Source organism: Burkholderia territorii (genome assembly GCF_902833055.1).
In the GTDB taxonomy this organism is placed as follows: domain Bacteria; phylum Pseudomonadota; class Gammaproteobacteria; order Burkholderiales; family Burkholderiaceae; genus Burkholderia; species Burkholderia territorii.
The window spans coordinates 196,212-221,620 of sequence record NZ_CADFEJ010000006.1 but is presented as its reverse complement, the minus strand read 5'-3'; the positions used below and the strand labels follow the sequence as shown (position 1 = coordinate 221,620).

Annotated in this window: 25 protein-coding genes and 1 pseudogene; 15 read left to right on the top strand and 11 right to left on the bottom strand. The window is 66.0% G+C overall.

Features of this window, described 5'->3' with window-relative positions; all coding sequences use genetic code 11:
• Nucleotides 1-76: 76 nt before the first annotated feature.
• The 9 genes from HW466_RS14725 (at nucleotide 77) to HW466_RS14685 (ending at nucleotide 8,443) form a co-directional block, all read left to right on the top strand.
• On the top strand, nucleotides 77-451 hold the full coding sequence (locus tag HW466_RS14725) for an Mth938-like domain-containing protein (RefSeq protein WP_006754746.1): 375 nt from the start codon (nucleotides 77-79) through the stop codon (nucleotides 449-451).
• Nucleotides 452-587: 136 nt separating this feature from the next.
• Nucleotides 588-2,264, top strand: a complete 1,677-nt coding sequence (locus HW466_RS14720; RefSeq protein ID WP_059503143.1) for a glycosyltransferase family 39 protein — start codon at nucleotides 588-590, stop codon at nucleotides 2,262-2,264.
• 13 nt (nucleotides 2,265-2,277) lie between these two features.
• The gene (locus tag HW466_RS14715) at nucleotides 2,278-2,649 is read left to right on the top strand and encodes an EamA family transporter (RefSeq protein WP_014896865.1); all 372 of its coding nucleotides are present in this window, start codon (nucleotides 2,278-2,280) and stop codon (nucleotides 2,647-2,649) included.
• Nucleotides 2,650-2,787: 138 nt separating this feature from the next.
• Nucleotides 2,788-3,939, top strand: coding sequence for a DegT/DnrJ/EryC1/StrS family aminotransferase (locus HW466_RS14710; protein ID WP_151006091.1), 1,152 nt, complete (start codon nucleotides 2,788-2,790; stop codon nucleotides 3,937-3,939).
• 6 nt (nucleotides 3,940-3,945) lie between these two features.
• Nucleotides 3,946-4,968 carry a glycosyltransferase gene (locus tag HW466_RS14705; protein WP_151006090.1) on the top strand — a complete coding sequence of 341 codons (1,023 nt, stop codon included), beginning with the start codon at nucleotides 3,946-3,948 and terminating at the stop codon, nucleotides 4,966-4,968.
• Entirely contained in the window at nucleotides 4,965-5,912 is a 948-nt protein-coding gene (locus tag HW466_RS14700) for a formyltransferase (RefSeq protein ID WP_174905992.1), read from the top strand. The genes HW466_RS14705 and HW466_RS14700 overlap by 4 nt, the downstream gene beginning before the upstream one ends.
• Nucleotides 5,909-6,964 carry a bifunctional UDP-4-keto-pentose/UDP-xylose synthase gene (locus HW466_RS14695; RefSeq protein WP_059464368.1) on the top strand — a complete coding sequence of 352 codons (1,056 nt, stop codon included), beginning with the start codon at nucleotides 5,909-5,911 and terminating at the stop codon, nucleotides 6,962-6,964. The genes HW466_RS14700 and HW466_RS14695 overlap by 4 nt, the downstream gene beginning before the upstream one ends.
• A gap of 12 nt (nucleotides 6,965-6,976) precedes the next feature.
• On the top strand, nucleotides 6,977-7,873 hold the full coding sequence (locus tag HW466_RS14690; protein WP_059538091.1) for a polysaccharide deacetylase family protein: 897 nt from the start codon (nucleotides 6,977-6,979) through the stop codon (nucleotides 7,871-7,873).
• A 108-nt stretch (nucleotides 7,874-7,981) separates the two neighbouring features.
• Entirely contained in the window at nucleotides 7,982-8,443 is a 462-nt protein-coding gene (locus tag HW466_RS14685; RefSeq protein WP_006756046.1) for a peroxiredoxin, read from the top strand.
• A gap of 192 nt (nucleotides 8,444-8,635) precedes the next feature.
• Here HW466_RS14685 and HW466_RS32290 read toward each other — a convergent pair.
• Nucleotides 8,636-8,881 (bottom strand): annotated as a pseudogene (locus HW466_RS32290) (hypothetical protein); the annotation flags it as partial.
• Between HW466_RS32290 and HW466_RS14680 the strand changes: the two are divergent.
• Entirely contained in the window at nucleotides 8,777-10,585 is a 1,809-nt protein-coding gene (locus tag HW466_RS14680) for a PhoH family protein (protein WP_059450031.1), read from the top strand. The pseudogene HW466_RS32290 and the gene HW466_RS14680 overlap by 105 nt on opposite strands.
• Before the next feature lie 236 nt (nucleotides 10,586-10,821).
• The gene (locus HW466_RS14675) at nucleotides 10,822-11,880 is read left to right on the top strand and encodes a C40 family peptidase (RefSeq protein WP_174905991.1); all 1,059 of its coding nucleotides are present in this window, start codon (nucleotides 10,822-10,824) and stop codon (nucleotides 11,878-11,880) included.
• A 120-nt stretch (nucleotides 11,881-12,000) separates the two neighbouring features.
• On the opposite strand, the gene HW466_RS14670 is transcribed toward HW466_RS14675, so the two are convergent.
• The 10 genes from HW466_RS14670 to HW466_RS14625 all read right to left on the bottom strand — a co-directional run bounded on the left by HW466_RS14670 (nucleotide 12,001) and on the right by HW466_RS14625 (nucleotide 20,684).
• Complete coding sequence (locus tag HW466_RS14670; RefSeq protein WP_059449911.1) at nucleotides 12,001-13,011, bottom strand: inorganic phosphate transporter; 1,011 nt, start codon at nucleotides 13,009-13,011, stop codon at nucleotides 12,001-12,003.
• Between the two features lie 10 nt (nucleotides 13,012-13,021).
• Complete coding sequence (locus tag HW466_RS14665) at nucleotides 13,022-13,648, bottom strand: DUF47 domain-containing protein (RefSeq protein ID WP_044847234.1); 627 nt, start codon at nucleotides 13,646-13,648, stop codon at nucleotides 13,022-13,024.
• Nucleotides 13,649-13,794: 146 nt separating this feature from the next.
• Entirely contained in the window at nucleotides 13,795-16,218 is a 2,424-nt protein-coding gene (gene dnaB, locus HW466_RS14660; RefSeq protein ID WP_059503147.1) for a replicative DNA helicase, read from the bottom strand.
• Between the two features lie 139 nt (nucleotides 16,219-16,357).
• Nucleotides 16,358-16,810: a 50S ribosomal protein L9 gene (gene rplI / locus HW466_RS14655; protein WP_059449913.1), complete on the bottom strand. Its 453-nt coding sequence runs from the start codon at nucleotides 16,808-16,810 to the stop codon at nucleotides 16,358-16,360.
• 27 nt (nucleotides 16,811-16,837) lie between these two features.
• The gene (gene rpsR / locus HW466_RS14650) at nucleotides 16,838-17,113 is read right to left on the bottom strand and encodes a 30S ribosomal protein S18 (RefSeq protein ID WP_004193360.1); all 276 of its coding nucleotides are present in this window, start codon (nucleotides 17,111-17,113) and stop codon (nucleotides 16,838-16,840) included.
• A gap of 4 nt (nucleotides 17,114-17,117) precedes the next feature.
• Nucleotides 17,118-17,417 (bottom strand): primosomal replication protein N, encoded by a 300-nt coding sequence (priB, locus tag HW466_RS14645; protein ID WP_006486250.1) that lies wholly within the window; start codon nucleotides 17,415-17,417, stop codon nucleotides 17,118-17,120.
• A 40-nt stretch (nucleotides 17,418-17,457) separates the two neighbouring features.
• On the bottom strand, nucleotides 17,458-17,832 hold the full coding sequence (gene rpsF, locus HW466_RS14640; RefSeq protein ID WP_060348399.1) for a 30S ribosomal protein S6: 375 nt from the start codon (nucleotides 17,830-17,832) through the stop codon (nucleotides 17,458-17,460).
• A gap of 229 nt (nucleotides 17,833-18,061) precedes the next feature.
• Nucleotides 18,062-18,961, bottom strand: coding sequence for an anti-sigma factor family protein (locus HW466_RS14635; RefSeq protein WP_176316086.1), 900 nt, complete (start codon nucleotides 18,959-18,961; stop codon nucleotides 18,062-18,064).
• Nucleotides 18,951-19,610 carry an RNA polymerase sigma factor gene (locus tag HW466_RS14630; RefSeq protein ID WP_174905729.1) on the bottom strand — a complete coding sequence of 220 codons (660 nt, stop codon included), beginning with the start codon at nucleotides 19,608-19,610 and terminating at the stop codon, nucleotides 18,951-18,953. Before HW466_RS14630 ends, HW466_RS14635 begins: the two co-directional genes overlap by 11 nt.
• A 162-nt stretch (nucleotides 19,611-19,772) precedes the next feature.
• Nucleotides 19,773-20,684, bottom strand: a complete 912-nt coding sequence (locus HW466_RS14625; protein WP_059449916.1) for a LysR family transcriptional regulator — start codon at nucleotides 20,682-20,684, stop codon at nucleotides 19,773-19,775.
• A gap of 171 nt (nucleotides 20,685-20,855) precedes the next feature.
• Here HW466_RS14625 and gcl point away from each other — a divergent pair, with 171 nt between their 5' ends.
• From gcl to lysM, 4 genes are all read left to right on the top strand, one after another.
• Nucleotides 20,856-22,631, top strand: coding sequence for a glyoxylate carboligase (gene gcl, locus HW466_RS14620; RefSeq protein WP_059449917.1), 1,776 nt, complete (start codon nucleotides 20,856-20,858; stop codon nucleotides 22,629-22,631).
• A 44-nt stretch (nucleotides 22,632-22,675) separates the two neighbouring features.
• Nucleotides 22,676-23,485, top strand: coding sequence for a hydroxypyruvate isomerase (gene hyi / locus HW466_RS14615; protein ID WP_151005920.1), 810 nt, complete (start codon nucleotides 22,676-22,678; stop codon nucleotides 23,483-23,485).
• Nucleotides 23,486-23,510: 25 nt separating this feature from the next.
• Nucleotides 23,511-24,419 (top strand): 2-hydroxy-3-oxopropionate reductase, encoded by a 909-nt coding sequence (locus HW466_RS14610; RefSeq protein WP_338144915.1) that lies wholly within the window; start codon nucleotides 23,511-23,513, stop codon nucleotides 24,417-24,419.
• 462 nt (nucleotides 24,420-24,881) lie between these two features.
• Nucleotides 24,882-25,352, top strand: coding sequence for a peptidoglycan-binding protein LysM (gene lysM / locus HW466_RS14605; protein ID WP_021162125.1), 471 nt, complete (start codon nucleotides 24,882-24,884; stop codon nucleotides 25,350-25,352).
• The last annotated feature ends 57 nt before the right edge of the window (nucleotides 25,353-25,409 follow it).

Sequence of the window (25,409 nt, the reverse complement as noted above, 5' to 3'; positions counted from 1 at the left end):
GCGCCCGCGAAACCGGCCGCCCGGGCCCGTGCGGCCCGTGCCACACATTTCCTCCACGGAACCGCGGATTACCGATTTGAAACTGCACCAGGACACGAGCGGCGCGCTCAACACCGTCACCGGCTACGGCCCCGATTATGTCGACGTCAACCTCCAACGCCACGAAGGCAGCGTCATCGTGCTGCCCGGCGCACCGGTGCGGGACTGGCCGGTGTCGTCGTTCGACGCGCTCGCGCCCGAGCATTTCGCGATGCTGCTCGACCCGGCACCCGAACTCGTGATCTTCGGCAGCGGCGCGCGGCTGCGCTTCCCGCACCCGCGCCTCGTGGCCGCGCTCACGGCCAAGCGGATCGGCGTCGAGACGATGGATTTCCAGGCGGCCTGCCGCACCTACAACATCCTGATGGCCGAGGGCCGCAAGGTCGCCGCCGCGCTCTTAATTGAACGTTAATCACCGATGCGGTAAAACACGGGCCGGCACCCCGGGTCGATCCCCGGATCGTCGTCCGGCTCGATGACCGGCAAGCCGGCCGCCGTCGGCGCAACCCGCCAACGGCTCTTACAACAACCAACAGGCTGAAAAATCCATGAACGATACGCCGTCGAGGCTACCGCTCAATCGCATCACGCTCGTCCTCCTGCTCGTCGCGTTCGCGATCGTCTGGTTCGCGCCGCTCGGGCTGCGGCACCTGATCCCGAGCGACGAAGGCCGCTACGCGGAAATGGCGCGGGAAATGTTCGTCACCGGCGACTGGATCACGCCGCGCTACAACGGCTACAAGTACTTCGAGAAGCCGCCGCTGCAGACCTGGCTGAACGCGCTGACGTTCGCGTGGTTCGGCATCGGCGAATGGCAGGCGCGCCTCTACACGGGCCTCGCCAGCTTCGCCGGCGTGCTGCTGGTCGGCTTCACGGGCGCGCGCCTGTTCAACCCGCTGTCCGGCCTCCTCGCGGCCGTCGTGCTCGCATGCTCGCCGTACTGGAACCTGATGGGCCACTTCAACGCGCTCGACATGGGCCTCGCGTTCTGGATGGCGCTGTCGCTCTGCTCGTTGCTGCTCGCGCAGCGGCCCGGCCTGCAGCCCGGCGCGACGCGCGGCTGGATGTGGGCGTGCTGGGCCGCGATGGCGTTCGCCGTGCTGTCCAAGGGCCTCGTCGGCGTGATCCTGCCCGGCGCCGTGCTGGTGCTCTACACGCTGATCGCCCGCGACTGGGCACTGTGGAAACGGCTGTACCTGGTCAGCGGCCTTGTGATCTTCTTCGCGATCGTCACGCCGTGGTTCGTGCTCGTCCAGCAGCGCAATCCCGAATTCTTCAACTTCTTCTTCATCGTCCAGCAGTTCCGCCGCTACCTGACCCCGGAGCAGAACCGCCCGGGCCCGCTCTACTATTTCGTGCCGGTGCTGCTGGTGGGCTTCCTGCCGTGGCTGTCGGTCGCCTGGCAGAGCATCCGCCACGCGCTGCGCATGCCGCGCCAGCCGAACGGCTTCTCGCCGATGCTCGTGCTGCTGATCTGGAGCGCGTTCATCTTCCTGTTCTTCAGCGCGTCGCACTCGAAGCTGATTTCCTACGTGCTGCCGGTCGCGCCGGCGCTCGCGCTGATCATCGGCGCCTACCTGCCGCTGATGAGCGCCGAACGGTTCCGCCGTCACCTGCTCGGCTACCTCGTATTCTTCGTGGTCGCGGCATTCGGGATCATCTTCCTCGCGTATCAGGGCGACGCCCGCACGCCGAACGCGCTGTACCGCGCGTTCCAGCTGTGGCTGTACGCGGGCCTCGCGGTGGCCGGTGCGCTCACGCTCGCGGCCGCATGGCTGAACCGCCGCGCGGGCGTCACGGCCGCGATCACCGCGTTCGGCGCCGCGTGGCTCGCGTTCGGCACGATCGGCGGCACCGGTCACGACGAATTCGGCCGCTACAGCTCGGGCGCGCTGCTCGCGCCCGCCGTACGCGCCGAACTCGCGAAGCTGCCGCCCGACACGCCGTTCTACTCGATCGAGATGCTCGATCACACGTTCCCGTTCTACATGGGCCACACGACGATCATGGTCCAGCGCCAGGACGAACTCGCATTCGGGATCTCGGTCGAGCCGAACAAGTGGATCCCGACCGTCGACCAATGGATCGAACGCTGGAAGCAGGAAACCCATGCGCTCGCGATCATGCCGCCCGGCCAGTACGACACGCTGGTCGGGCAAGGCGTGCCGATGCGCGTGATCGCGCGCGACAACCGCCGCGTGATCGTCGAGAAACCGCAATCGTAAGGACGCCCGCCGCATGAATCCCGTTTCGTTCGTCTGCATCATCACCGGCGTGATGCTCAACGCCTGTGCGCAACTTCTGCTGAAAGCCGGCGTCAACGCCGTTGGACACTTCGAATTCAGCCGTGCGAACATCATCCCGGTCGGCCTGAAGATCGCGACCCAGCTGCCGATCATCGGCGGCCTCGGCTGCTATGTACTGAGCGTCGTCGTGTGGATCCTGGGGCTGTCGCGGGTCGACGTGTCGATCGCGTACCCGATGCTGTCGCTCGGCTACGTGGTCAACGCGTTCGCCGCCTGGTACCTGTTCGGCGAGGTGCTGTCGGTCCAGCGGCTCGTCGGCATCGGCATCATCCTGATCGGCGTGCTCGTGCTCGCGCGCAGCTGAGCGGCCCGTCGTGGATTGCGCATTAAGCGTTCGCCTACAAAAAATCACGGAACGAATCCGGCAACCGGTGTTTAATGCCGGTTTCGGGCCGGATCGCCCGACTCCTTTATTACCAGCCATTACAGGCCACAAGCTTTCATGAGCCAGACTACCGCTCCGTTTCTGCCGTTCACCCGCCCCGAGATCGACGAGGAAACCATCCAGGGTGTCGTCGAGGTGCTGCGCTCGGGCTGGATCACCACCGGCCCGCAAAGCCAGAAATTCGAAGCCGCGCTGTCCGAGTATTGCGGCGGCCGCCCGGTCCGCGTGTTCAATTCGGGTACCTGCACGCTCGAGATCGGCCTGCGCATCGCGGGCGTCGGCCCCGGCGACGAGGTGATCACGACCCCGGCGTCGTGGGTGTCGACCAGCAACGTGATCCTCGAGACGGGCGCGACGCCCGTGTTCGCCGACATCGACCCCGTCACGCGCAACATCGACCTCGACAAGCTCGAGCAGGCGATCACGCCGCGCACGAAGGCGATCATCCCGGTCTACCTGGCCGGCCTGCCGGTCGACGTGGACCGCCTGTACGCGATCGCGCGCGCGCACAACCTGCGTGTGATCGAGGACGCCGCACAGGCGCTCGGCTCGTCGTGGAAAGGCAAGCGCATCGGCGCGATCGGCGACATCGTGTCGTTCAGCTTCCACGCGAACAAGAACCTGACGACGATCGAAGGCGGCGCGCTCGTGCTGAACAACGAGGACGAGGCGACGCTCGCGCAGAAGTACCGGCTGCAGGGCATCACGCGCACCGGCTTCGACGGAATGGACTGCGACGTGCTCGGCGGCAAGTACAACCTGACCGACGTCGCCGCGCGCGTCGGCCTCGGCCAGCTGCCGCACCTCGAGCGCTTCACCGCGCAGCGCCGCGCGCTCGTGCGTGCGTACTTCGCCGCGCTCGACGGCGGCCCGGCCGTGAAGCTCGGCCTCGGCCTGCCCGTGGCCGAGTTCGAGAACGGCAACTGGCACATGTTCCAGGTCACGCTGCCGCTCGAGCGGCTGTCGATCTCGCGCGCCGATTTCATGGCGCAGATGAAGGAACGCGGGATCGGCACCGGCGTGCACTACCCGGCCATCCATCTTTTCACGCTGTATCGTGCACGCGGCTTCAAGGAGGGCATGTTCCCCCACGCCGAACGATATGGCGCATCGACCGTCACGCTGCCGCTCTTCACGCAGATGACGGAAGACGACGTGCGTCGCGTGGCCGACGCCGTCAATCAGATTTGCGAACAATACGGAAAATAAGCGTACATGAATCACCTTGAAGCACGCGCCGGGCATCCGGGCGCCGCGAACCCGGAGGTATCGGTCATCATCCCCGTGTACAACGAGGAAGACGGCCTGGCCGCGCTGTTCGCGCGGCTGTACCCGGCACTCGACGCACTCGGCACGTCGTACGAAGTGATCCTGATCAACGACGGCAGCCGCGACCGCTCGGCCGCGATGCTGGCGGACCAGTTCCACGTGCGCCCCGACACGACGCGCGTCGTGCTGCTCAACGGCAACTACGGGCAGCACATGGCGATTCTCGCCGGCTTCGCGCAGTCGCGCGGCGACATGGTCATCACGCTCGATGCGGACCTGCAGAACCCGCCCGAGGAAATCGGCAAGCTGATCGCGAAGATGCGCGAGGGCTACGACTACGTCGGCTCGATCCGCAAGCAGCGTCAGGACAGCCTGTGGCGGCGCAAGGCATCGCTGATGATGAACCGGCTGCGCGAGCGCATCACGCGGATCAAGATGACCGACCAGGGCTGCATGCTGCGCGCGTACAGCCGCCGCATCATCGATACGATCAACGTGTGCGGCGAAGTCAACACGTTCATCCCCGCGCTGGCCTATACGTTCGCGCAGAACCCGACCGAAATCGAGGTCGCGCACGAGGAGCGCTTCGCGGGCGAGTCGAAATACTCGCTGTACAGCCTGATCCGGCTGAACTTCGACCTCGTGACGGGCTTCTCCGTCGTGCCGCTGCAGTGGCTGTCGTTCATCGGCGTGATCCTGTCGCTCGGCTCCGCCGCGCTGTTCGTGCTGCTGCTGGTGCGCCGCTTCATCGTCGGCGCGGAAGTGCAAGGCGTGTTCACGCTGTTCGCGATCACGTTCTTCCTGCTCGGCGTGATCATCTTCGCGCTCGGCCTGCTCGGCGAATACGTCGGCCGCATCTACCAGCAGGTGCGTGCACGGCCGCGCTACCTGATCCAGGCCGTGCTCGAGCAGCATGAAGGCGTGCCGCCGGTGCCGGCTGCCGCGAACCGCGCGGGAGCCGTGCAATGAAGCCGCGCGCGGTCGTCTTCGCGTATCACAACGTCGGCGTGCGCTGCCTGCAGGTGTTGCTGGCGCGCGGCGTCGACGTCGCGCTGGTCGTCACGCACGAGGACAACCCGAACGAGAACATCTGGTTCGGCAGCGTCGCCTCGGTGGCCGTCGAGCACGGGATCCCGGTCCTCACGCCGGCCGACCCCGCCGATCCGGCACTGCGCCGCGCGGTATCCGACGCCCGGCCCGACTTCATCTTCTCGTTCTACTACCGCCACATGCTGCCGGTGGACCTGCTCGCGATCGCACCGCGCGGCGCGTACAACATGCATGGCTCGCTGTTGCCGAAATACCGGGGTCGGGTACCGACCAACTGGGCGGTGCTGAACGGCGAGACGGAAACCGGCGCGACGCTACACGAGATGGCCGCGAAGCCCGACGCCGGCGCGATCATCGGGCAGACCGCGGTGCCGATCCTGCCCGACGATACGGCCGCGCAGGTGTTCGACAAGGTGACGGTGGCCGCCGAGCAGACGCTCTGGCGCGTGCTGCCCGCACTGCTCGCGGGCGATGCGCCGCATCTGCCGAACGATCTCGCGAACGGCAGCTACTACGGCGGACGCAAGCCGGAGGACGGCCGCGTCGACTGGTCGAAGCCGGCCGCGCAGGTCTACAACCTGGTTCGCGCGGTCGCGCCGCCGTATCCGGGCGCGTTCACCGACGTCGGCGGCACGCGCTTCGTGATCGCCCGCGCGCGCCTCGCGGCGCCCGGCAGCGCGATCGCCGCGGCCGCGGCGGATTTGCCGCCCGGCCTGCACGTAAGCGATAATGCGCTATTCGGCGTCTGCGGCGACAGCCGCGCCCTATCCATTCTCGAGCTGTGGCAGCAGCGCGACGGTAGCGAAACCGTCGTGACGCCCGCGCAATTCGCGCAGTTCATTCATTCTTCCCGTCATTCATGAAAGCAAAAAAAGTCCTGATCCTGGGTGTGAACGGCTTCATCGGCCATCACCTGTCGAAGCGCATTCTTGAAACCACCGATTGGGAAGTGTTCGGCATGGACATGCAGACCGATCGGCTGGGCGACCTCGTCAACCACGAGCGGATGCACTTCTTCGAAGGCGACATCACGATCAACAAGGAGTGGGTCGAGTATCACGTGAAGAAGTGCGACGTGATCCTGCCGCTCGTCGCGATCGCGACGCCCGCGACCTACGTCCAGCAGCCGCTGCGCGTGTTCGAGCTCGACTTCGAGGCGAACCTGCCGATCGTGCGTTCTGCCGTCAAGTACGGCAAGCACCTCGTGTTCCCGTCGACCTCCGAGGTCTACGGCATGTGCTCGGACGAGCAGTTCGACCCGGACGCGTCGGCCCTCACCTACGGCCCGATCAACAAGCCGCGCTGGATCTACGCGTGCTCGAAGCAGCTGATGGACCGCGTGATCTGGGGCTACGGGATGGAAGGCCTGAACTTCACGCTGTTCCGCCCGTTCAACTGGATCGGCCCGGGCCTCGACTCGATCTACACGCCGAAGGAAGGCAGCTCGCGCGTCGTCACGCAGTTCCTCGGCCACATCGTGCGCGGTGAGAACATCAGCCTCGTCGACGGCGGCTCGCAAAAGCGCGCGTTCACCGATATCGACGACGGCATCAGCGCGCTGATGAAGATCATCGAGAACAAGAACGGCGTCGCGTCGGGCAAGATCTACAACATCGGGAATCCGAAGAACAACTTCTCGGTTCGCGAGCTCGCGCACAAGATGCTCGAACTGGCCGCCGAATATCCGGAATACGCGAGCTCCGCGAAGCAGGTTCAGCTCGTCGAAACGACGTCGGGCGCGTACTACGGCAACGGCTACCAGGACGTGCAGAACCGCGTGCCGAAGATCGACAACACGATGCAGGAGCTCGCGTGGGCGCCGCAATCGACGTTCGACGATGCGCTGCGCAAGATCTTCGAAGCCTATCGCGGCCATGTCGCCGACGCGCGCGCGCTGGTCGAGCAGCAGAACTGACGGGACGCTCGCTTGGCTCGTATCGTCCTCAAGATCGACGTCGACACGCTGCGCGGCACGCGCGAAGGCGTGCCGAACCTCGCGCGCATCTTCGACCGCTTCAGCGCGCGCGCGACCTTCCTCTTCAGCCTCGGGCCCGATCACACGGGCTGGGCGCTGCGGCGCGTGTTTCGCCCGGGCTTCCTGAAGAAGGTGTCGCGCACGTCGGTGGTCGAGCATTACGGCGTGAAGCAACTGATGTACGGCGTGCTGCTGCCGGGCCCCGACATCGGCCGCCGCGCGATCGCCGACATGCGCGCGATCCACGAGGCCGGCTTCGAATGCGGGATCCATACATGGGATCACGTGTACTGGCAGGACAACGTGCGCGTGCGCGATCGCGACTGGACCGCGCGTGAAATGCAGAAGAGCCACGCACGCTTCGTCGACATCTTCGGCGCGCCGCCCGTCACGCACGGCGCAGCCGGCTGGCAGATGAACGACGCGGCGTTCGAGCAGATCGACGCATGGGGCATGCGCTACGCGTCCGACGGCCGCGGCCATTCGCCGTACCTGCCGGTCGTCGGCGGCCGCACGCTGTCGCACGTGCAGATGCCGACCACGCTGCCGACGCTCGACGAAGTGCTCGGCATCGACGGCATCGACACGCACAACGTCGCCGCGCATATCCTGAAGTTCACGCAGACCAATCCGCACGACCAGGTCTTCACGCTGCATGCGGAACTGGAAGGCCAGAAGCTCGCGCCGGTGTTCGAGCAACTGCTCGCCGGGTGGCGCGCGCAGGGCCATACGTTTGCGACGATGGGCGATTACCACGCGACGCTGGACCGCGACTCGCTGCCATCGTACCCTGTCACGTGGGGCGAAATTCCCGGCCGCTCCGGCGAACTGATCGTCCAGCCCGACTGAGTTCGCGCGCGCCGGCGCAGCCGGCCCTGCCCTTGCGGTGTGCCGCCGCGACGTCCCGCCGTACCGCGCCGCCCGAGCGGCGCCTTTCCATAACAACAGGAGAAACACGTGTCCGTCGAAGTTGACCGTCAAGTTCCCGATTTCACCGCACCGGCGACGGGCGGCGACATTTCGCTGTCCGACCTGAAAGGCAAGAAGCTCGTCCTGTATTTCTATCCGAAGGACAACACGCCGGGCTGCACGACCGAGGGCCTGCAGTTCCGCGATCTGTATCCGAAGTTCAAGAAGGCCGGCGCCGAAGTCATCGGCGTATCGCGCGACAGCCTGCGCTCGCATGACAACTTCAAGGCAAAGCTCGAACTGCCGTTCCCGCTGATCTCCGATGCCGACGAAGCGCTGTGCGCGCTGTTCGATGTCATCAAGATGAAGAAAATGTATGGCAAGGAAGTACGCGGCATCGAGCGTTCGACGTTCCTGATCGACGCCGACGGCGTGCTTCGCCAGGCATGGCGCGGCATCAAGGTGCCCGGCCACGTGGACGACGTGCTAAGTGCTGTACAAGCGCTTTGAGCCGCGTTATATTGGGCCGCAATGAATGCCAGTTCGCCCCATATTTCTCGTAGCTGCACCGGTGCCCGTTGCGATGCTTCCCGGCACCTGACGCGCATTACGACGGTATCAGCCGAGCCGCATGCCCCTGTCGACGGGGCAGCGGCTTTTTTTATGGATTGCGCGCCGGCCCTCGGTCCGGCCCTCACCCCGTCAAGGAGCTGATCGACACTTAGGCGAACCGGCTAAACGATATTCCTTGTGCGCCACCGCGCGCAAACTGCATGCGTGTACGTCACGCAGGATGCGATCAGCGGCGCACTTCATGCGACACGATTCCTCCCGAGGGACACCATGCCTTTGCCTACTCCCCCCAGCAAGCTCGGCAGCCTGCTGCCGCCCGACGAATACAAGGCGAAAGCGCGGCCCGCGAAAGCCGCGAAGAAATCCGCCGAAGGGGACGCATCCACAGCCGGTGACTATGGCCCGGCCAGCGTGGCCCAACCGATGACCGAAGCCGCGAACACGGCCGCGCCGCTGCGCGCTGTCGCGTCGTCGGCGCAACAAGCCGCGAGCACGCCTGCACGCGGCCGCAAGAGCAAACAGACCGCGGCGCTGTTGCAGCCGATGCAGGCGCCGGTCGAGACGGCACCCGCCGCACCGGTCGAGGCACGTCACGACAAGCCCGCCGCCGCGAAACCGGCCGCCGCGCCCGCGCGCGATGCCGGCGCCGCGACGAAGTCGCGCGGCCGCAAGCCGGCCGACGCCGAACTGCAGAAGCTGTTCGTGCTCGACACCAACGTGCTGATGCACGACCCGAGCAGCCTCTTCCGCTTCGAGGAACACGACGTCTATCTGCCGATGATGACGCTCGAGGAACTCGACAACCACAAGAAGGGGATGTCGGAAGTCGCGCGCAACGCGCGCCAGGTGAGCCGCACGCTCGACGCGCTGGTCGCCGACGCGGGCCCGATCACGAACGGCATTCCGCTGTCGCGCCTCGGCAGCCGCGAGGCGCTCGGCCGCCTGTACTTCCAGACGACGCTCACCAACATTCCGCCCGTCGAGGGCCTGCCGGAAGGCAAGGCCGACAACCAGATCCTGGGTGTCGTGCGCGCGCTGCAACGCGACCGGCCGGACCGCCAGGTCGTGCTGGTGTCGAAAGACATCAACATGCGGATCAAGGCGCATGCGCTCGGCCTGCCCGCGGAAGACTACTTCAACGACCAGGTACTCGAGGACAAGGACCTCCTCTATACCGGCGTGCGCGAACTGCCGCAGGACTTCTGGACCAAGCACGCGAAGGGCATGGAGAGCTGGCAGGACACGAAGACGGGCACCACGTATTACCGCGTGACGGGCCCGCTCGTCGCGTCGATGCTCGTCAACGAGTTCGTCTATCTCGAGCCGCAGAACGGCGAGCCGACCTTCCATGCGATCGTGCGCGAGCTGAACGGCAAGACGGCACTGCTGCAGACGCTGCGCGACTACAGCCACCACAAGAACAACGTGTGGGGCATCACCGCGCGCAACCGCGAGCAGAACTTCGCGCTGAACCTGCTGATGAACCCGGAGATCGATTTCGTCACGCTGCTCGGCCAGGCCGGCACCGGCAAGACGCTCGTCGCGCTCGCGGCCGGCCTCGCGCAGGTGCTCGACGACAAGCGCTACAACGAAATCATCGTGACGCGCGCGACCGTGCCCGTCGGCGAGGACATCGGTTTCCTGCCCGGCACCGAGGAAGAGAAGATGCAGCCGTGGATGGGCGCATTCGACGACAACCTCGAAGTGCTGCAGAAGACCGACGACGCAGCCGGCGAATGGGGCCGCGCGGCGACGCAGGAGCTGATCCGTTCGCGCCTGAAGGTGAAGAGCATGAACTTCATGCGCGGCCGCACGTTCGTCGACAAATACCTGATCATCGACGAAGCGCAGAACCTCACGCCGAAACAGATGAAGACGCTCGTGACGCGCGCGGGCCCCGGCACGAAGATCGTGTGCCTCGGCAACATCGCGCAAATCGACACGCCTTACCTGACCGAAGGCAGCTCGGGCCTGACCTACGTGGTCGACCGCTTCAAGGGCTGGGGCCACAGCGGCCACGTGACGCTGGCGCGCGGCGAGCGCTCGCGCCTCGCCGACTACGCGTCGGACATCCTGTAACGCGCGACCGGCCGTCTGCCGGCCGTCGACGCCATGCGGCGCTCCGTTTCCGGAGCGCCGTTTTTATTTTGGGGGTCGGAAACATTAGTCATGCTCTGTTACGCAATGACCTCACTTACGCGCGAAACTTCAAGTAAATTCTCAGGAATGGTTGCCTAAGCCCCGCCGGAACGTCTACCATCGGGTCTGTCTGTTGTCATACGATTCGCGAGCGCGCCGCGCTCGTCCGCCTTGTCATGCTTCGAATCTGGGTTCCCGTCGCCGTCGTTTCACTGCTCGCGGCCTGTTCCAGCGTGCCGCCGCAGTCGGCTTCGCGCACCTCCGGCATGAAGATCACGACGCCGCGCGCGTTTCCCGCGCCGGCCAATTTCCCGAAATTCGTCGATCACAGCGTCGGCCAGGAAGAGATCTCGATCCAGGCGATGAGCCTCGTCGGCGTGCCGTACCGCTGGGGCGGCAACACGCCGACGAGCGGCTTCGACTGCAGCGGGCTCGTACGCTACGTTCTCGGCCGCGCGGCCGACGTGAACCTGCCGCGCACGACCGCCGACATGAGCAGCCGCGGCGTGTCGATCGACCCCGAACAGATCGCGCCGGGCGACCTGATCTTCTTCAACACGACCGGCCGCCCGCATTCGCACGTCGGCATCTACGTCGGCAAGCTGCGCTTCGTGAACGCGCCGTCGACCGGCGGCACGGTGCGGCTCGACTACCTGACGAACCCATACTGGTCCAAGCGCTTCGACGGCATTCGCCGTGTCGCGCCGCCGCGCGGCACGCCGGCACCGTTCGATGCACCGACCTACGAGGCGCGGCGCGATGCACCGGCGGCCACGCCGGCGCCGGTTGTCGTGGCCGCCACGCCTCGGCAGCCGGCGTACGCGTCGTCGCAAGCCGGCGCGGCGCCGGCGACGGCGCCGGTCATGCAGGCGGCTGCGGTCGATACGACCGCAGCCGTTGCGCCGGCAACTGCAACGGCCACGGATCCGTACGAACATCCGCCGGCGCGCATGCCGGCAGCCCGGCAGCAAGCGGCATCCGCGAATGGCGACATGGCGGCCATGACGGCGAACGCAGCCCCGACGGAGATCGGCACGCAGATTCCGACGATGGCACTGACGGCCGCCGAGGCTGCCGCGTTCGATGCCGAGCCGCCGCCCGCGGCGGCCGCACCCTCGCCGCGCGGCACCGAGCCCGTGCAGGTGCTGCGTGCGTCGACGCAATCCGCGCCGCTCGCCCCGCGCACCGGTACTGCGGATGACCCGATCGCCCGCTTCGCGAACGGCAGTTACTGATCGCGCGCATCGCGACGGCAACCCCGCCATCCGCGGCCCCTCCCTTTCCCGACCACCAAAGAAAATGCGCCGCAACCTTTCGGTTTGCGGCGCATTTTGCGTCGTCCGGCTGTGTCGGAATCAGAAGATCTGATGACCGACCCACCATCCGCCCGCGGCGATCAGCGCGGACGCCGGAATCGTCAGCACCCAGGCCCACACGATATTGCCGGCCACGCCCCAACGCACGGCCGACAGCTTCTGCGTCGCGCCGACGCCGACGATCGCACCGGTGATCGTGTGCGTGGTCGACACCGGAATGCCGAGGAACGACGCGATGAACAGCGTGATTGCCCCGCCGCTCTCGGCACAGAAACCGCCGACCGGCTTGAGCTTCGTGATCTTCTGGCCCATCGTACGCACGATGCGCCAGCCGCCGAACAGCGTCCCGAGGCCCATCGACAGGTAGCACGCGCCGATCACCCACGCGGGCGGCGCATCGGAGGTCGCCGATGCATACCCCGACGCGATCAGCAGCATCCAGATGATGCCGATCGTCTTCTGCGCGTCGTTGCCGCCGTGGCCGAGGCTGTACAGGCCGGCCGACAGCAGCTGGAGCCGGCGGAAGCGCCGGTCGACCTTGCTGGGCGCGGTACGGAAATACAGCCACGACACGCCGAGCATGAACAGCGAGCCGAGGATGAAGCCGAGCAGCGGCGAGATGAAGATGAACGCGACGGTCTTCATCAGGCCGTCGATATTCAGCGAGCTCCAGCCCGACTTGGCGAGCGCGGAGCCGACGAGGCCGCCGATCAGCGCATGCGACGAGCTCGACGGAATCCCGTAATACCACGTGATCACGTTCCAGCCGATCGCACCGACCAGCGCGCCGAACACGACATAGTGGTCGACGATCTCGGGATCGATCGTGCCTTTACCGACCGTCTGCGCGACCTTCAGGTGGAAGATGAAATACGCGATGACGTTGAACGCGGCCGCGAACACCACGGCCTGCTGGGGTTTCAATACCCCGGTCGACACGACGGTGGCGATCGAGTTCGCCGCGTCGTGGAAGCCGTTCATGAAGTCGAATACGAGCGCGACGAGCACGAGCGTCGCGACCATCCATAGGGCGAGTTGTATCGAATGCATCGTGGTCCGCTCAGGCGTTTTCCAGCACGATGCCTTCGATGATGTTCGCGACGTCCTCGCACTTGTCGGTGATCTCCTCGAGCAGTTCGTAGATCGCCTTCAGCTTGATGAGCGTCTTCACGTCGTCTTCTTCGCGGAACAGCTTCGACATTGCCGCGCGCAGCACGCGATCGGCCTCCGACTCCCAGCGGTCGATCTCCTCGCACTGCTTGAGAATCTGTGCCGACTGTTTCATGTCGGACAGCAATCCGACCGCCTGCTGCACGTGCTGGGCCGACTGCGTGACGATGTGCGCGAGCTGGCTCGCCTCGGACGTGACGGACTGCACGTCGTACAGCGACACGGCCGTCGCGACGTCCTCCATCAGGTCGAGGATGTCGTCCATCGTCGTGATCAGCTTGTGGATCTCGTCGCGATCGAGCGGCGTGATGAAGGTCTTGTGCAGCAGATCGATCGCTTCATGCGTGAGCTTGTCAGCGGCCTTCTCGGCGGTCTGCACGTTTTGCTTGTGAATCTCGGCGTCGGCGAGATTGTCGATCAGCAGTTCGAGCTCGCGGCCACCGGAAACGATGTGCTTCGCGTGCGCGTTGAAGAGTTCAAAGAACTTGCCCTCGGTGGGCATGAATCGACCGAACATGGGATTCCTGAGAGATTGTCAAACGACTGTCACGAAAACGGGCGATATTGTACCGTTTTCGGTTGCGACGCGACGCGCGCATATGCGCGCGCCGGGATTGGATACAACGCTTGGTGAAATAACGGTTTACATCCGGCGAAGAAGTGTTACTCGCCGTAGAAGTTCTGCGCCCCCGCAAAGTTGTCGAACTTCGTGTATTGGCCTAGGAACGTGAGCCGAACGGGCCCGATCGGGCCGTTACGCTGCTTGCCGATGATGATTTCGGCCGTGCCCTTGTCCGGGCTGTCCGGGTTGTAGACCTCGTCACGATAGATGAACAGGATCACGTCGGCGTCCTGTTCGATTGCGCCCGACTCGCGCAGGTCGGACATCACCGGCCGCTTGTTCGGACGCTGCTCCAGCCCGCGGTTCAGCTGCGACAACGCGATCACCGGGACGTCCAGCTCCTTGGCCAGACTCTTCAGCGATCGCGAGATTTCCGAAATTTCGGTCGCACGGTTCTCGCCCTGCGACGAACCCGACATCAGCTGCAGGTAGTCGACGATGATCAGGCCGAGCTTGCCGCACTGGCGTGCCAGACGCCGCGCGCGCGAGCGCAATTCCATCGGGTTCAGGCCGCCCGTCTCGTCGATGAAGAGCTGCGCCTCGCTCATCTTCTGCACCGCGTGCGTCAGTTTCGGCCAGTCCTCGTCGGTCAGGCGGCCGGTACGCATCCGGTGCTGGTCGAGCCGGCCGATCGAGCCGAGCATACGCATCACGAGCTGGGTGCCCGGCATTTCCATCGAGAACACCGCGACCGGCAGCCCGTACTCGACCGCGACGTATTCGCCGATGTTCATCGAGAACGCCGTATTGTGGGTCACGACGTAATCGTCGGTCACGTAGAGCCGCGACGGATGCGAGACCGAAATGCACTGCGTGGCCGTCCGGCGCGTCGGCTCGATACCGGCGATGACCGGCATCTTGCGGCGCGCACGCCCGCCCGTGAGCCGCTCGCGCTTGCCCTCGAACAGGAACAGGCTCTGCGGATCCGGGTGACTGATCGTGCAAACGTAGGCCATCGCACCGGCCTTGCGTTCGCCGTCGACCGTGAAGCTCGTCGCCTTTTCGGTAATCTGGCACCACGCACCGAGCGAACGCGCCAGTTCGCGCACGTCGCTCGCCAGTTGCGCGCTGGCGGTCGAATAACGCACCGTGCCCCACGATTCGACCCAGCCGTCCGTGTCGAGCAGCCCACGCAGCAAATCCAGCCGCGCGCCCTTGTCCGCATCGAGGTAGATGCGCGGGATGAACTTGTCGTAGCTCGTCGCCCCCCACACACCGAGCTGCTCGAGCGCAGCCTTGAGCGGATTGGCGGACGGCCGGACCGCGCCGGCCGTCGATGACCGACGCTTGATGCGCCAGTCGTACTGGCCCGCGTATTCGAGTTCGAGCGATGCGTCGACGCGCGCGCGCATCCGGTTCAACGTTTCCTCGGCCTTCACACTGAAACGCACGGCCGTACCGCCGAGCGCACCGTCGCCCAGCAGCGCGCCGAGCACCCACGGATCGACGGGCAGCGCCTCGCGATGACCGAATTCACCGCTCGGCATGTCGATCCACAACCGGTTCCGGTAGCGCTCGCGCGTGAGCAGCGTGCGAATCTCCGCGGTCGACAGCACGCGCGGCTTTTCCCACTCGCGGAAATGGACGCACCACAGGTGCTCGTCGCAGCATTCGGCCGAGCGCCCATCCGAAAAGCTGACCCGGTAGACCTGGCGTTCGCCCTGCGGGTAGATGCCGGTCACGATCGACGGCGCGCCGTCGACCGAAGCAAGCGCATCGCCGACCGCCAGCTCGCCCATCGGCTTCCAGCCCGTCAGCGTCCGGACGCGCGCGTCGAGCGGCTGGGCCTTACCCATCGACGGTCGTCCCGCGACGATGATCAATTCGCCGCCGTGCATCCCGGACGTCATCCGGTCGAGGTCGACGAAGCCCGTCGGCGTGCCCGTGACGTCGCTTGGGTTCGCGGTGTGATACAGCGTGTCGATGCGCTCGACGACCTGCGTGAGCAGCGGGCCGATCTCGAGAAAGCCCTGGTTGCCGCGCGCACCCTCCTCGGCGATCGAGAACACCTTCGATTCGGCCTCGTCGAGCAGTTGGCGAACCTCCTTGCCCTGCGGATTGAACGCGTCGGCCGAGATTTCGTCGGCGACCGACACGAGCCGGCGCAGCACCGCGCGGTCGCGCACGATTTCCGCGTAGCGGCGGATGTTCGCGGCGCTCGGCGTGTTCTGCGCGAGTGCGTTCAGGTAGGCGAGACCGCCGACGTCCTCGGCCTTGCCCGACGTGGTCAGCGCTTCGTACACGGTCACGACGTCGGCCGGGCGTGTCGACGCGATCAGCCGGCCGATGTGCTCGTAGATGATCCGGTGGTCGTAGCGATAGAAGTCGCCCTGCGACAGGAAGTCGGCAATCCGGTCCCAGGCCGCGTTGTCGAGCAACAGGCCGCCGAGCACCGACTGCTCGGCTTCGACCGAATGCGGCGGGACTTTCAGCGATTCGATTTGAGGATCTTGCGGCGCGTTCATGGGTTGGGATTATCGCGAATTACACAGCTCGGCGCCATACCGGCCACCCGTGATGCGGCAATAAAAAAGGCAGGCCCCGGTTGCCCGGGCGCCTGCCCTTGTCCGGACGGCGGAAGCCGCCCGGCAAGCTTGCGTACGCTTACGCGTGGTCGCCGATCACGTTGATCGTGACGTCGACGACGACGTCCGTGTGCAGCGCGATCTGAACGACGTGCTCGCCGATCATCTTCAGCGGGCCTTCCGGCATGCGAACTTGCAGCTTCTCGACTTCGAAACCTGCCTTCTTCAGCAGTTCCGCGACGTCGCCGTTCGTGACCGAGCCGAACAGACGGCCGTCGACGCCCGACTTCTGCGTGATTTCGAACGACTGGCCGTTCAGCTTCTCGCCGACTGCCTGCGATGCCGCCAGCTTTTCAGCAGCGATCTTTTCGAGTTCGGCGCGGCGAACTTCGAATTCGGCGATCGCTTCCTTCGTTGCACGGCGAGCCTTGCGGTTCGGGATCAGGAAGTTGCGAGCGTAACCGTCCTTGACCTTGACGATATCGCCGAGGTTGCCCAGATTGGCGACTTTTTCCAACAGAATGATTTGCATTCGAATTCTCCTTATTGCGTCGCCTGATTACGCCTTGTGCTGATCGGTGTACGGCAGCAGCGCGAGGAAACGCGCACGCTTGATTGCCGTATCCAGCTGACGCTGATAGTGCGCCTTCGTACCCGTCAGACGAGCCGGCGTGATCTTGCCGTTTTCGCCGATGAAGTCCTTCAGCGTTTCCGTGTCCTTGTAGTCGATCTGCTCGACGCCGGCAGCCGTGAAACGGCAGAACTTCTTGCGCTTGAAGAGCGGGTTTTGTTGCTGACGACGCTTGTCGAATTTCTTACCAGTCGGGCGGGCCATGATTTCAGTCCTTTCCTATGTCCTGCAATGCAGTGATGTGAAACACCAAGGTTCTCGCGTTGCGGCTTTTCTTTGCCAGGAAGCCCGTGAACAGCGTTTCGACGCCCATTTCACGGCTTTCCAGCTTGCCGCTCGCCTCACCGGCCGCCACCGCCTCGATCGTCATTTCGACCTGACGGGGAATGCCTGCTTCGACGACTTCCGTGCGGTGATGCAACGTGGCGCTTGCAATCGGAACACCTGCCGGCGTATATCGCACCGGTGCGCGTTCGACGACGCTCGCCGTCAATTGCAACCTGTTCACGTGAGTGGCGCGCTCCTTGATGGCTTAATGAGTGACGAACTTAAGCCTGCGCTTCGGTCGGCTGAGCTGCAGCCGCCTTCTTGGCTTCTTCGCGCTGAACTTCCTTCATCATCGGCGACGGGCCGGTTTCGGCCTTCTTCATCTTGACGATGAGGTGGCGCAGCACGGCGTCGTTGAACTTGAACGCGTGTTCGAGTTCGTCGAGCGTCGTCTGGTCGCACTCGATGTTCATGCAGACGTAGTGAGCCTTCGCGAGTTTCTCGATCATGTAGGCCAGCTGGCGACGGCCCCAGTCTTCGACACGGTGGACCTGGCCGCCGTGCGTCGTGATTGTGGTCTTGTAACGCTCGATCATCGCGGGCACTTGCTCGCTCTGATCGGGGTGCACGATGAATACGATTTCGTAATGACGCATTACACACTCCTTGTGGATTGAAGCCACCCGGGCGTCTGAACCGGTGTGGCAAGTGAGAAGCCGAAGATTCTAACCCGGATACGGGGCGCATGCAACATCGATCGGCGATTTCCGACCGGATTCGGCCATGTTTTCAACGACTTGAATGGCTCCGGCCGCTGAAAGCGGTGCGAAAGCCAGTTCGCAAATCGGGGGCGGAGCATCCCGCGCGGGGCGACGGGCGCCGCAGTCACTCGCTGCGCACCCCGCCCAGCCGCGTGTCGAGCGCCGTCCTGAACGCGGCCAGCGCCGACGGCTCGGCATCGGTCACGGCCCACCACGTCATCCCGGCCGCATCCCAGCGGTCGAGCGCGTAACCCTGCGACACGGTCGCGTACGGCGCCGCCTGCCGCCCGACGCCGGCCGGCCACACGTACACGTCGATCACGTGCTGGCGGTATCGGTAGACCAGCACCGCGACGCGGCGCCGCCCCACGTAGTCGAGCCGGCCGCCGGCCAGCGGAAAGCCGCTCGCGGACAGGTCCTCGACCGGCGGCGCATAGTCGAGCCGACCGTTGAACCACGGCTTGACCGTATGCCGGTCGGTGGGGATCACGTCGATGTCGCGCGCCGACAGGCCGGCCCGCACGTGGCTCGAGACCAGTTCATCGACCGTCTGGCCGGTTTCGGCGCGGTGCGCGGACACCGCCATCCCGGCAGCCGCGGCCAGCGCGACCAGAAGCGCCACGCCCCAGCCGAGCCCCGGCAGCGCGGGCGCACGCGCTCCCGGCCCGGCGGGCGCCGGGCGAGCCGGCTCGCCGCGCCCGGTCGGCCATGAGAACCAGCGCCGGCCGTTCGGCCGGGGTCGCGGCCGCGCCGCCCCGTCGGGCCGCGCTTGCGCACGCGTCTGCGTGCGCGCTCCCGCGCCGCCCGCCGCCGGCAGCTGCGCGACGATGCTCGCGCGCAGCGCGTCCGGCGCGCGGTGATAATCGGCCTGCCGCACGATCCGCCCCAGCGCGACGATTCGTTCGCGTTCGCGACGGCACGCGTCGCACCCTTCGACATGCCGCTGGACGCGCAATGCGTCGGGCGCCGACAGCTCGCGGTCGACGTCCGCGTCCAGCAGCGCGCGCGCTTCGTTACAGTCCATCGATCGCCTCCGATGCGGTTCCGCTTGCCGACGCACGTCCCGGCGCGGGTCTGGACGCCGACGCCGACGCCGACGCCGGCCCCGCCGCGTCGCCCAGCAGCGCGGCGAGCCTGCGCCGGCCGCGCGCGAGCCGCGACATCACCGTGCCGACGGGCACGTCGGCAATCGTCGCGATCTCGCGGTAACTCAAATCCTCCATCTCGCGCAGCACCAGCACCTCGCGATATTCGGGCGGCAGCTTCGCGAGCGCCGCGTTCACGAGCCGCACGTTCTCGCCGCGCAGCAGCTGTGCGAGCGGATCCTCGGTCGCCGGCTGCCAGTCGTCGGGCGCCTCCGCGTCGTCGAGCGTGTCGGGCAGTGCCACTTCGTGCGCGTGAGTGCGGCGGCGCCACTCGGTGTACCAGGTGTGGCGCACGATCGTCAGCAGCCACGGCCGCGCGTTGTCGCCGCGACACGAATCGACGAAGCGCAGCGCGCGCATGCACGCATCCTGGACGACGTCGTCCGCGTCGCCCGCGTTACCGCTCAGCCAGCGCGCGAGGTTGTACGCGGCGTCGAGATGCGGCAGCACGAGCGCGCGAAAACGCTCGCCGCGCGCGAGCGCGTCGTTCTCCGTCCGTTCATCGACCGCCTGTCCGGCTTGCCCCACGTGGCCTCCCTGGTCCCGGCGGCCGAAGCCGCGCCCGTTCCGCGCCCGGTGCCCGGACAGACCGGCAGCGTGCGCACTCGATGACCTTACCGTCGCTGCGTCGAGTTTATTCCCGCGTGAAGCCGATGACGCGCAAAAAGATGCCGGAACCGGCCCCGCCCGTTACGGCGTGCTGCTCCAGTAACCGGGGCGCGCATACGCTTCGCGCAGATAGTCGATGAAGTAGCGCACGCGCGCGGGCACGTAGCGCTGCTGCGGATAGACCGCGAGGATGTCGTAGTCGGGCAGCGCATATTCGTCGAGCACCGTCTCGAGTTCGCCCGTTTCGAGCTGCGCGGCGATCTCCCAAGTCGAGCGCCAGCCGAGCCCGAGGCTTTCGGCGACCCAGCGGTGCAGCAGCTCGCCGTCGTTGCAGTCGAGATTGCCGGTCACCCGCATCGTCACGATCTTGCCGTGGCGCTGGAAATACCAGCCGCGGTTCTGCCCGCCCTGCAGGTTGAAGGCGAGACAGTTGTGCTTGAGCAGGTCGTCGAGCGACTTTGGCCGGCCGTGGCGGCGGAAGTACTCGGGCGTGCCGCACACGACGCGCCGGTTCGACGCGAGCTTCACCGCGACGAAGTTCGGATCGACCGAGCCGCCGATCCGGATCGACAGGTCGTAGCCTTCGCGCACAAGATCGACGACGCGATCGGTCAGGTTGAACGACAGCTGCATTTCCGGCTTGTCGGCGAGGAAACCGGGCGCGTGCGGCGCCACGTGCTTGCGACCGAACGCGGCCGGCGCCGACACGATCAGGTGCCCGCTGACCGCGCGGCGGCCGGCGGCCAGCTCGTTTTCGGCCTGGTCCCATTCCGACAGCAGCCCGCGGCAGCGCTCGAGGAACGCGGCGCCCTCCTCGCTGACCACCAGCCGCCGCGTCGAGCGGTACATCAGCTTCACGCCGAGGCGCTTCTCCAGCGCGTCGATGCGCCGCCCGAGCACCACCGGCGACACGCCCTCCTCGAGCGCGGCCGCCGCGAGGCTGCCCGCGTCCGCGACGCGCACGAACGTCTCGATCTGCTTGAAACGATCCATCTCCCGTCTCCGTCCCGGCTCCGACACCGGCGGGAAACCCCGTCCGGCCGTCATTCCATACTTTTAGTTTCGAAATAAGCGACTTCGGCTGATCTTATCAAACCTTTCCTGCATCCCTAAAGTGTCCCCAACAGACCGATTCGCAAGATCCGCACATTCAAGGAGACATTCATGGCCAAGATGAGAGCCGTCGACGCAGCCGTACTCGTGCTCGAGAAGGAAGGCATCCAGACCGCGTTCGGCGTGCCGGGCGCGGCAATCAACCCGTTCTATTCCGCGATGCGCAAGTCGGGCGGCATCAGCCACGTGCTGGCCCGCCACGTCGAGGGTGCATCGCACATGGCCGAAGGCTTCACGCGTGCCGCGCCGGGCAACATCGGCGTGTGCATCGGCACGTCGGGCCCCGCCGGCACCGACATGATCACCGGGCTCTACTCCGCATCGGCCGACTCGATTCCGATCCTCGCGATCACGGGCCAGGCGCCGCGCGCACGTCTGTACAAGGAAGACTTCCAGGCCGTCGACATCGAGTCGATCGCGAAGCCCGTCACCAAGTGGGCCGTCACCGTGCGCGAGCCGGCGCTCGTGCCGCGCGTGTTCCAGCAGGCATTCCACCTGATGCGCTCGGGCCGCCCGGGCCCGGTGCTGGTCGACCTGCCGATCGACGTGCAGCTCGCCGAAATCGAATTCGACATCGACACGTACGAACCGCTGCCGGTCTACAAGCCCGCGGCGACCCGCGCGCAGATCGAGAAGGCGCTCGCGATGCTCAACGACGCGGACAAGCCGCTGATCGTGTCGGGCGGCGGCGTGCTCAACGCGGCGGCCGAGGACCTGCTCGTCCAGTTCGCCGAAACGATCGGCGTGCCCGTGATCCCGACGCTGATGTCGTGGGGCGCGATTGCCGACGACCACCCGCTGATGGCCGGCATGGTCGGCCTGCAGACGTCGCACCGCTACGGCAACGCGACGATGCTCGCGTCCGACTTCGTGCTCGGCATCGGCAACCGCTGGGCGAACCGCCACACGGGCAGCGTCGAGGTCTACACGAAGGGCCGCAAGTTCGTGCACGTCGACATCGAGCCCACGCAGATCGGCCGCGTGTTCGGCCCGGACCTCGGCATCGTGTCCGACGCGAAGGCCGCGCTCGAGCTGTTCGTCGCCGTCGCGCAGGAATGGAAGGCTGCCGGCAAGCTGAAGGATCGCAGCGCGTGGGTGTCCGAGTGCCAGGAACGCAAACGCACGCTGCAGCGCAAGACGCACTTCGACAACGTGCCGGTCAAGCCGCAGCGCGTGTACGAGGAGATGAACAAGGTGTTCGGCCGAGACACGTGCTACGTCAGCACGATCGGCCTGTCGCAGATCGCCGCCGCGCAGTTCCTGCACGTGTTCAAGGCGCGCAACTGGATCAACTGCGGCCAGGCCGGCCCGCTCGGCTGGACGATCCCCGCCGCGCTCGGCGTGCGTGCGGCCGACCCGCGCCGCCCGATCGTCGCGCTGTCCGGCGACTACGACTTCCAGTTCATGATCGAGGAGCTGGCCGCCGGTGCGCAATTCAAGCTGCCGTACGTGCACGTCGTCGTGAACAACTCGTACCTCGGGCTGATCCGCCAGGCGCAGCGTGCGTTCGACATGGACTACTGCGTGCAGCTCGCGTTCGACAACGTCAACGCGCCAGAGCTGAACGGCTATGGCGTCGACCACGTGGCGGTCGCCGAAGGTCTCGGCTGCAAGGCGCTGCGCGTATTCAAGCCCGAGGAGATCGAGCCGGCGCTGAAGCAGGCGCAGGCGCTCGCGGACGAGTTCAGCGTGCCGGTGGTCGTCGAAGTGATCCTGGAGCGCGTGACGAACATCTCGATGGGCACCGAAATCGACGCGATCAACGAGTTCGAGGAACTCGCCGAGAAGGCCGAGCATGCACCGACCGCGATCTCGATGCTCGACTGATCCGCACGACATTTTTTGACTGACCGACCGAAGAGGCTTAGCTCATGCCGAAGTTTGCTGCAAACCTGACCATGCTGTTCAACGAAGTGCCGTTCCTCGACCGCTTCAAGGCGGCCGCGGACGCGGGCTTCGACGCCGTCGAGTTCCTGTTCCCGTACCCGTACGCGAAAGAGGAGCTCGCCGAGCGGCTCGAGACGCACCGCCTGCGCCTCGTGCTGCACAACCTGCCCGCCGGCAACTGGGACCAGGGCGAGCGCGGCATCGCGTGCCTGCCCGATCGCGTCGGCGAGTTCCAGGAAGGCGTCGGCCGTGCGATCGAGTACGCGAAGGCGCTGAAGGTGCCGCAGCTGAACTGCCTCGTCGGCATCCCGTCGGCGAGCACGGCGCGCGACAAGACGTTCGTCACGATCGTCGACAACCTGCGTTTCGCCGCCGATGCGTTGAAGCGCGAAGGCATCCGTCTGCTGGTCGAGCCGTGCAACAGCTTCGACATCCCGGGCTTCGCGCTGAACCGCTCGTCCGAAGGGCTCGACGTGATTCGCGCGGTCGGCTCGGACAACCTGTTCCTGCAGTACGACATCTATCACATGCAGCGCATGGAAGGCGAACTGGCCGCGACGATCGAACGCAATCTCGCATCGATCGGCCACGTCCAGCTCGCGGACAATCCGGGCCGCAACGAGCCCGGCACGGGCGAGATCAACTACGCGTTCCTGTTCGCGCTGCTCGACCGGCTCGGCTACGCCGGCTACGTCGGCTGCGAATACAAGCCGCGCACCACCACGACGGAAGGGCTCGGCTGGCTGCAAGGCGTCGCCGGCTGCGCACCGGGCTCGGCGCGTCGCGCTGTCTGAGATCCGCCCTTCCCTTTCGCCCCCTATAGGAGACATTCACATGGCAACCATCGGTTTCATCGGCCTCGGCATCATGGGCGCGCACATGGCGCGCAACCTGCTCAAGGGCGATCATCAGCTCGTCGTGAACGGTGCGTTCCCGATCCCCGACGACCTGCGCGCGAGCGCGAAGGTCGTCGCGAATTCGACCGAAGTCGCGCAGCACGCCGACATCATCATCTCGATGGTGCCGGACACGCCCGACGTGCGCAACGTGCTGTTCGCCGACGACGGCGTCGCGAAGGGCCTGACCGCCGGCAAGCTCGTGATCGACATGAGCTCGATCTCGCCGCTCGACACGCAGGAATTCGCGAAGCAGATCAACGCGCTGGGTTGCGACTACCTCGACGCGCCGGTGTCCGGCGGCGAGGTCGGCGCCCGCGAAGCGACGCTGACGATCATGGTCGGCGGCCCGGAGAAGGCGTTCGAGCGCGCGAAGCCGCTGTTCGAGAAGATGGGCAAGAACATCACGCTCGTCGGCGAGAACGGCGCGGGCCAGACGTGCAAGGTTGCGAACCAGATCATCGTCGCGCTGAACATCGAAGCGGTCGGCGAAGCACTGCTGTTCGCCGACCGCTCGGGCGCCGATCCGGAGCGCGTGCGCCAGGCGCTGATGGGCGGTTTCGCCGCGTCGCGCATCCTCGAAGTGCACGGCGCGCGCATGACGAAGCGCACGTTCGATCCGGGCTTCCGCATCGAGTTGCACCAGAAGGACCTGAACCTCGCGCTCGACGGCGCCCGCAAGCTCGGCCTCGCACTGCCGCACACGGCGAGCGCGCAGCAGCTGTTCAGCGTATGCGCGTCGCACGGCGGCAAGGCGTGGGATCACTCGGCACTCGTGCGAGCGCTTGAAATCATGTCGAACTTCGAGATCGGCCAGGCGCCGGCCGCGTAACGCCGACGCAACGACGCGCGTTTCGCTGCAACGGCGAACGCGCGACGCACACACGCGATCCGGCTGCGGCCGGTCGCATCGATGCGCGCCTCTGCCTTTGGCGTGCATCGCGATGGGGCGCCCTGCCGTGCATTGCCGAGATGCATGCGCGGCGGGGCGAAAAACGCCGCTCTGGGCTGAGAGCGGCGTGGTGGGGTCCGCAGCGGCACCCGGCGGCGCCGGGGAAGCCTTGGTCGGTCAGACGTCGTCGTCGGGTGTCCGCCTGTCGGATTTCGCGTATTACATTTCTTTACGTTCGGGTGTGCGATTTTTCATGCAATCGTCGCGATGAACGCCTACACTTTCGCCACGCCTTTCGAGAAATCCGCCGCGCTTGCGCTCACCCGGTGAGCGCGCCCAGCGCGGTGTTTTTTTCGCCACTTCACGGCGCGTTTTCTTTTCAACCACCTAGGGAGTGCAGCGATGGGTCTTCTTTCGTTTATCAAAGAGGCGGGTGAAAAACTGCTGGGTCACGCCGATGCGCAAGCAGCGGAAGATCCGAATGCCGCGAACCAGACCGCGGCCGATGCGATCAAGAACTACATCAACACGCAAGGTCTCGACACGTCGAACCTGACCGTCGCGTTCGACGGCGCATCGCGCACCGTCACGCTGTCGGGCAGCGTCGCCGACCTCGACACGAAGGCGAAGGTCAAGGTCGCGGCCGGCAACGTGCAAGGCGTCGCGGGCGTCAACGACGACGATCTGCAGCCGGACGATCCGGAAGTTCAGTACCACGACGTGAAGCCGGGCGACACGCTGTCGGCGATCGCCAAGGAAGTGTACGGCGACGCGAACAAGTACCCGGCGATCTTCGAGGCGAACAAGCCGATGCTGTCGAGCCCGGACCGGATCTATCCGGGCCAGAAGCTCGTGATTCCGCCGCAGTCCTGAGCATTCGCGCAGTGCTGACGCAAAAAGGCAGGCCGGTGGCCTGCCTTTTTTCATGCG

Coding starts and splice junctions, on each gene's coding strand:
- HW466_RS14720 (WP_059503143.1), top strand. CDS start 588: ATGAACGATACGCCGTCGAGGCTACCGCTCAATCGCATCACGCTCGTC.
- HW466_RS14715 (WP_014896865.1), top strand. CDS start 2,278: ATGAATCCCGTTTCGTTCGTCTGCATCATCACCGGCGTGATGCTCAAC.
- HW466_RS14710 (WP_151006091.1), top strand. CDS start 2,788: ATGAGCCAGACTACCGCTCCGTTTCTGCCGTTCACCCGCCCCGAGATC.
- HW466_RS14705 (WP_151006090.1), top strand. CDS start 3,946: ATGAATCACCTTGAAGCACGCGCCGGGCATCCGGGCGCCGCGAACCCG.
- HW466_RS14700 (WP_174905992.1), top strand. CDS start 4,965: ATGAAGCCGCGCGCGGTCGTCTTCGCGTATCACAACGTCGGCGTGCGC.
- HW466_RS14695 (WP_059464368.1), top strand. CDS start 5,909: ATGAAAGCAAAAAAAGTCCTGATCCTGGGTGTGAACGGCTTCATCGGC.
- HW466_RS14680 (WP_059450031.1), top strand. CDS start 8,777: ATGCCTTTGCCTACTCCCCCCAGCAAGCTCGGCAGCCTGCTGCCGCCC.
- HW466_RS14675 (WP_174905991.1), top strand. CDS start 10,822: ATGCTTCGAATCTGGGTTCCCGTCGCCGTCGTTTCACTGCTCGCGGCC.
- HW466_RS14670 (WP_059449911.1), bottom strand. CDS start 13,011: ATGCATTCGATACAACTCGCCCTATGGATGGTCGCGACGCTCGTGCTC.
- HW466_RS14665 (WP_044847234.1), bottom strand. CDS start 13,648: ATGTTCGGTCGATTCATGCCCACCGAGGGCAAGTTCTTTGAACTCTTC.
- dnaB (WP_059503147.1), bottom strand. CDS start 16,218: ATGAACGCGCCGCAAGATCCTCAAATCGAATCGCTGAAAGTCCCGCCG.
- rplI (WP_059449913.1), bottom strand. CDS start 16,810: ATGCAAATCATTCTGTTGGAAAAAGTCGCCAATCTGGGCAACCTCGGC.
- rpsR (WP_004193360.1), bottom strand. CDS start 17,113: ATGGCCCGCCCGACTGGTAAGAAATTCGACAAGCGTCGTCAGCAACAA.
- rpsF (WP_060348399.1), bottom strand. CDS start 17,832: ATGCGTCATTACGAAATCGTATTCATCGTGCACCCCGATCAGAGCGAG.
- HW466_RS14635 (WP_176316086.1), bottom strand. CDS start 18,961: ATGGACTGTAACGAAGCGCGCGCGCTGCTGGACGCGGACGTCGACCGC.
- HW466_RS14625 (WP_059449916.1), bottom strand. CDS start 20,684: ATGGATCGTTTCAAGCAGATCGAGACGTTCGTGCGCGTCGCGGACGCG.
- gcl (WP_059449917.1), top strand. CDS start 20,856: ATGGCCAAGATGAGAGCCGTCGACGCAGCCGTACTCGTGCTCGAGAAG.
- hyi (WP_151005920.1), top strand. CDS start 22,676: ATGCCGAAGTTTGCTGCAAACCTGACCATGCTGTTCAACGAAGTGCCG.
- lysM (WP_021162125.1), top strand. CDS start 24,882: ATGGGTCTTCTTTCGTTTATCAAAGAGGCGGGTGAAAAACTGCTGGGT.